This window comes from Dermacoccus sp. 147Ba, from assembly GCF_004151355.1.
In the GTDB taxonomy this organism is placed as follows: domain Bacteria; phylum Actinomycetota; class Actinomycetes; order Actinomycetales; family Dermatophilaceae; genus Dermacoccus; species Dermacoccus abyssi.
The window spans coordinates 1-5,577 of the sequence record NZ_SEHL01000020.1 but is presented as its reverse complement, the minus strand read 5'-3'; the positions used below and the strand labels follow the sequence as shown (position 1 = coordinate 5,577).

Below are 5,577 nucleotides of genomic sequence, written 5' to 3'. Positions count from 1 at the left end.
CTGCTGACGTATCTGGGGCAACGTTTCTGCGGGATTGCGGCCACAAAGCATGTCGCCCGGAAGGTGTTGGGGTTCGTGGTGGTGCTGGCGCACCCGCCGGATTCTCGGGCTTGACCACGTGCGGCTCTTGGTCGGCATGCCCGCAGTGCTCAGCGAAGATCGGTGCGGCACGCTCGGCTTCGTTGTCGGAGCTTCTGACCTGGGCGGCTGCTCAGGGTCACACGGTGGCCATGCTCACGCTCACAGCGCGGCACCACAAGGGACAGCGACTCGAAGACCTCTGGGACGGTCTATCTGATGCCTGGCGCTTTCTCGGTCGGTACTGGGGTTCTGAGACTGAGGCGAGCTACATCAAGCGCGTTGAAGCAAACAAGGATGCTTGGGCCGACCACGAGGCCGGTGAACGTCGCCGCCCGCGCAAGCACTGGACAGAGCTAGAGCGCCGTGTTGGGCTGCTCGAACATCTTGGCTGCCTCGGCTACGTTCGCGCGACGGAAGTCACCTACAACGCCAGTGGGGGTGGCTGGCACGTTCACTACCACGTCGTCATGATCCTGGACTCAGCCAAGCTGCCTGAAGACATGGACAAACGCGCTGCCCGTCTCCGAGTGGCACAGGGCGTCATCTTCACCAAGTGGCGACAGGGATTGCAGCGTTCGGGCCTCGATGCCGTGGCCACGGTTCGTGAGAAGGACGGCACCATCTCGCACGTTGGTGCTGACCTTCGGATGATGTACGCGAGCCAGGCCGCAGAAACTCTCGGCGCGTACGTCACGAAGAGCACAGACGCTGTCGCTGCCGTCGATGAGGTGACGAAGCGCGAAGCGGAGAAGATCGCCGCTGAGGCAACGCTCGGTCAGCTGAAGCAAGGTCGCAAGGGCTCACGTACCCCGTTCCAGGTGCTCGCTTCCGTCGCTGCTACGGGCGATGCCGACGACGCGGACGTGTGGTCGGAATGGGTCAGGGTCAGCCGGGGACGTACCCAGATGGTCTGGTCGAACGGTCTGGCAGAACTCGCCAAGGTTGCCGAGGCAGAAAAGACCGATGAAGAGATCGCGGCAGAAGAGATCGGCACTGAGGATTTGTTCCGTCTCCCCAACGAGACCTGGGCGGCGATCCGTCGAAGCCCGGTCCGTTTCGACCTGCTCGAAGCTGTCGAGACAGGCGGTAAGAACGCCGGAACACAACTGCTCGATTCGCTCGGGCTGCAGTGGATCGACCAAGTACCGGACGACCGCCAAGGCTCAGCCGTTCGCGCGGTGCTTCGCAATCAAGGGATGCGCGCTGCGAGTCTTTGACATGGCATGGCATGTCACGATGTGTCAGTGACGGATCATCGGATTACCGGCCTCGCGGAGGTCGCGCGCCTCTGCGGAGTGTCCCTCTCGACGGTCAACCGGAAGGTTGGCAAGCTGCGCGATTTTGGCGCAGAGAAGGACTCTGACGGCGTGTGGCATGTTCCCGTGACTGCGATTGAGGGTGTCGGCTGGAAGATCAAGGCTGACATGCCACGACATGCCACGCCTGACATGCCAGTGACACGCTCTGACATGTCACCTGAAACCCTCGAAATTCGTGCGCAACTCGATTCGCTGCGCGAGGAGCTCGCCACGCTGCGCGGGCGACTGGTTGCCGCTGAGGCTGCCGCCGAGAAGTGGCAGATGATCGCCGCTGAACGCCTCCAGAACCTCGATGATCTGCGTCTCGCTCAACGACTGCTCGAAGCGCGCAACGTTGAGCCGGCCCCGGAGCAGGAGTCAACGCCGGCCCCCGCCGAACCGGAACAGCCGGCTATCTGGTTTGGACGGTTTCGGCGCATGAGGGGCCACGGATAGTAGTCGTCTTACGGCGGTCTCGGGGCTGGGTGCTATGACCCACAGCTATAGACGCCGAAGGCGGCTCACGTCGCCGCCCGTAACCATCTCTGAGTGGTAGCGCGGGCAGACTCACGAGGGATGACGCCGACGCCGCCTCCCTCGTACCCAGCAGCTTGAAATGGTGCCCACTAGCAGCCCAGACATGGGCATGCGAAAGGGGGCCAAGCTCGTAAGCCTGGCCCCCATCGTTGGAGCTACTCGCCCCGGTCTGAGGCTGCCCACCTTTGCACTGTGGTGTGTGAGACCTCGGCCTGTTGCGCCACGGTCGTGCTCGAGACGTTGCACTCGTTGACGAGGTAGGCGGCGACTCTTCGAATCTCGGACTCGGCTGCGTTCTTGACGGCGGCGAGGTCAGCTAGGGCGATGAGGTAGAACTCCCTCTCTAGACCAGCTTCACGGACTTTGACGGCTGCTGTCGTGTGGTCGTGGGCTTGCATCATGGCTTCCCACGCGGCGCTGAGTGTTCGCCCTGCGTGCTTCTTCTTGTCCGTCATAGCCACGCCTTGCGCGTTGGACAGCACGGCTTCGATGTCCGCGTACTTGGCGTACTTGCGCCCGTTCTCACCATCGGTCATGTCTCCCATCGTAGTGTGTGCTTGCACTGAACATTATGTGCAGCTAGAGTGCTAACTGAACACAGTATAGAGTGTTCACAGACAGCACGAACACACGTAATGGAGAGACAGAACATGAGCACGTACGCAGTGGACAGCAGCCGGCAGGAGCTTCGAGCGACGGGTGTGATCGAACCCGCGCCCGTGTGGGAGCAGACCGCCGACGGTAAGCGGCGCCCGAGCGACGCGCAGGATCGCAACGAGCAAGGCATGCCGCTGTGGCTCGTAGAAGTCATGTATGCGTCGGAGATGTTCGGGCGTCAGCAGACCGTCACGGCCAACGTTCTTGTGCCGTCTCCGGCGATGCCGGCTCTTCCGGCGTTCGAACCGGTGCCGTTCGAGGGACTGAGTGTGAACGTGTATGCGCCGCGTAACGGGGCTGGGGTGCGTGAGTCCTGGTCGGCGGAGGGCATCAAGTCGTCGGGCCAGGGTCAGCAGGCTCAGAAGCAGCAGCAGGCTGAGCAGCGTCGGGGTGAGTGACGTGGCGGGTGCCGGTTTTTTCCCTGGGGTGTCGCGTCGGAGTGATCTGGCGCGGTCGATGGAGGCCGCCGCAGATGAGATGGTGGCGGCTCTCGATGGTCTGATCGGGTCTGCGAGCCGTGATGATCTGCTCCGGTACGAGCGTGCTTTTGAGGCGGCTCACCAGGGCATGAGTGACGCACTGTGGGACGGCCTCGATCTGCTTGGGGGTGACGAGCGGCCTTTGCCTGAGGTGCGGCTTACCAGTGCCCTCGGCCGACTGGAGCTGATCGTGATCGAGGCGCGCAAGCGGCATGACGCGGAGGACTCGCTGTGATGCGCGCGGGCCTCGGATGGACGATCCGACAGATCGTGCGTCGTGCGCTCGATTGGCCTGGGATCGCGGTCGGCATCGTCGTCATGCTGATCGCGGCCCAGGGCCCGACCTGGCTCACGATCGTTGCGGCTGTCGTCGTGATTGCGGGTCTGTATGGGTCGTGGTCGCTGCAACGGCATTGGGCCCGTCTGCGCCGTCTGCGTCGCATGTGGGCGGATGCCGCGCCGCTCATGGGTCTGGCGAATCGTGACGGGGTACCGCCTCGCGTGATCGGCCTGGAGCGTACGGCCTGGGGCGACCTCGTCACCCTCGGTCTTCTGCCAGGTCACTCGGTGCCGCAGATCGAACGGGCCGTGCCCGAACTCACCCCGTTTTTTGGTGCGGATGTGGTGCGCGTCGAGCGTGTGGACGCGCAAACGGTCTATCTGCGGTGCGTGAGTGGCGGCGTGGATGACGTAGCGGAGGCGTCGTGGCAGCAGCGTCCCCTCGCGACGGACGATCCGCGTGACGCACGACCTCACCTGGCGGAAGAGACCGATGAGTTGTGGTTCACGGTTGAGGGTGGAGACCTTCCCCGATGACTAGCGTGCCGATCCCCCTCGGTGTCGATCAGATGCGTCAGCCCGTCGTCGTCGACATGGCGGCGACGGCGGGCCACTGGATCATCCAAGGCCAAACACGCTCCGGAAAAAGTTATACGACGTATAACGTTTTGGCGGAAATGGCCGGGCTTGAATGCGTGCGCGTCGTCGGCGTTGACCCGTCAGCGGTCATTCTCGCGCCGTGGCAAGACTCAGAATCAATGATTTCACTCGGTCAGACAGAGGACCAGGCCGAGAAGATTATCGAGATTCTGACCGAAGTCAATGACATCGGAAACGCACGGACGGCGGGACTTTTCGAGCGACGTATCGACAAGCTCGAACAATTCACGCCAGAAGAACCACTGATGGTGCTCGTGCTGGAAGAATTCGCGGGCATGCTCGATTTCCTCAAGCGCGTGGACGCGGCACAAGGTCGAAAACCGGCCGAACGGTACGAAACCCGTGCAACCGGGCTGATCGGCTCGATCATCGCCCAGCACGCCAAGGCCGGAATCCGCGTGATCCTGCTGACTCAGCGCGCTGAGGCCGCGGTCCTCGGCGGCACGGCCCGGTCGAATCTCGCAGTCAGAATGACGCTTCGACACGACAATTCTGATGCGGTTCGGATGCTGCATGAGCGCATTGGTGAAGAAGAACTGCGTCAGGTGGAGCGATTCGCGCCGGGCGTGGCTTTTTTCGAGTCACCGAATCACCCACGCGAAATCATGCGAAATCACCGCAATGCCGGATACACGGCGTATGTCGAGCACGTGCTGCATCACGAATGGGCCAAAGCGCGGAAACTCTCAGAGCAGTATCCACACCTTTATGAGGAAGCTATGACCGGAGAGGAAATTGAGGATGAGTAAGCGACTGATTGCAGGTGCCGTGATCGTCGCCGTGACAGGGCTGACGGGGTGCAGCGGAGGGGGCGAATCGTCGTCTAAGGCCACGACGCCGACATCGACGCCGACACCGACGCGGACACCGCTGACGTTCGGACCTGGCCTGACACGTCAGTGCGCGGAGGGTGACACGGTCGCTCTGTCCGATGACCGGGTGCGGCAGCGCGTCGGGGGTAAGGCGTCCTGTCAGATCCTCGGAGCACTCCAAAGTGAGGTCGATCGCACACGGGATCAGACGGTGCACGGTGACCGCAAGATCGTGCTCGAAGTCGTCAGCACCAAGCTGAATCAAGTCCGTCGATTCGACTGCGAGGCCTATGGCACCTTCACGCACTGCAAGGGACAGAAGCCGTCGCAGGTCGAAGGGTGGATCGCGGACTCACCCGAGACGCTGAAGAAGTGACTGCGGCGTGCCTGCTCGCTGTGAGTGGGCACGTGCGGCATGATCTGCCCAGGAAGCACGAAAGGCCCAGGGCGGCAACCCTGAGCCTTTCCCCACCGTGCTTACCGAGACATTCAAAACCAGAGAAAAATTTGAGGCTCGCCCGATGGGTGCTGACTACAAGCGTACCGACGTACGCGCAGACTTCAATACACCGACGCGTGTCGTGTCGCGCTCTAGCGCCCCCAGAGGGGTCGGAGCGGACGAGCACGGCGCTAGCCGCGCGCAGGGAGCGCAGCGCCCCGCCGGGGGCGCTCAGGGCCGCGGAGCGGCCCGCCTTGGAAACATCGCGAAAGATGCCGGAGAGATAACCCGGCGCAACGATCGTCGGCGGGAACGCGATGCTCTGCGCACACTCG

General features: G+C 62.9%; 8 protein-coding genes. 7 read left to right on the top strand and 1 reads right to left on the bottom strand.

Translation table 11 applies throughout. The features are described 5' to 3' along the window. Positions 1-224 precede the first annotated feature (224 nt). Both EVU97_RS14830 and EVU97_RS14825 read left to right on the top strand, forming a co-directional pair. A complete protein-coding gene (locus tag EVU97_RS14830) occupies positions 225-1,298 on the top strand; it encodes a hypothetical protein (RefSeq protein ID WP_129666958.1) in 1,074 nt (357 codons plus the stop codon). Between the two features lie 27 nt (positions 1,299-1,325). Beyond that, positions 1,326-1,835 carry a hypothetical protein gene (locus EVU97_RS14825; RefSeq protein WP_129666956.1) on the top strand — a complete coding sequence of 170 codons (510 nt, stop codon included), beginning with the start codon at positions 1,326-1,328 and terminating at the stop codon, positions 1,833-1,835. Positions 1,836-2,071: 236 nt separating this feature from the next. Here the strand turns inward: EVU97_RS14825 and EVU97_RS14820 are convergent, their stop codons facing one another. Continuing rightward, positions 2,072-2,452 carry a hypothetical protein gene (locus EVU97_RS14820; protein ID WP_129666954.1) on the bottom strand — a complete coding sequence of 127 codons (381 nt, stop codon included), beginning with the start codon at positions 2,450-2,452 and terminating at the stop codon, positions 2,072-2,074. Between the two features lie 114 nt (positions 2,453-2,566). On the opposite strand from EVU97_RS14820, the gene EVU97_RS14815 reads away from it, so the two are divergent. The 5 genes from EVU97_RS14815 to EVU97_RS14795 are packed head-to-tail and all read left to right on the top strand — an operon-like array spanning position 2,567 to position 5,179. Continuing rightward, positions 2,567-2,971 carry a hypothetical protein gene (locus EVU97_RS14815; protein WP_129666952.1) on the top strand — a complete coding sequence of 135 codons (405 nt, stop codon included), beginning with the start codon at positions 2,567-2,569 and terminating at the stop codon, positions 2,969-2,971. After that, the gene (locus EVU97_RS14810) at positions 2,964-3,287 is read left to right on the top strand and encodes a hypothetical protein (protein ID WP_129666950.1); all 324 of its coding nucleotides are present in this window, start codon (positions 2,964-2,966) and stop codon (positions 3,285-3,287) included. Before EVU97_RS14815 ends, EVU97_RS14810 begins: the two co-directional genes overlap by 8 nt. A 35-nt stretch (positions 3,288-3,322) precedes the next feature. Beyond that, a complete protein-coding gene (locus tag EVU97_RS14805; RefSeq protein ID WP_129666948.1) occupies positions 3,323-3,868 on the top strand; it encodes a hypothetical protein in 546 nt (181 codons plus the stop codon). Between the two features lie 5 nt (positions 3,869-3,873). Continuing rightward, a complete protein-coding gene (locus EVU97_RS14800) occupies positions 3,874-4,740 on the top strand; it encodes an FtsK/SpoIIIE domain-containing protein (protein ID WP_165357995.1) in 867 nt (288 codons plus the stop codon). Positions 4,741-4,759: 19 nt separating this feature from the next. Then, on the top strand, positions 4,760-5,179 hold the full coding sequence (locus tag EVU97_RS14795) for a hypothetical protein (RefSeq protein ID WP_129666944.1): 420 nt from the start codon (positions 4,760-4,762) through the stop codon (positions 5,177-5,179). The last annotated feature ends 398 nt before the right edge of the window (positions 5,180-5,577 follow it).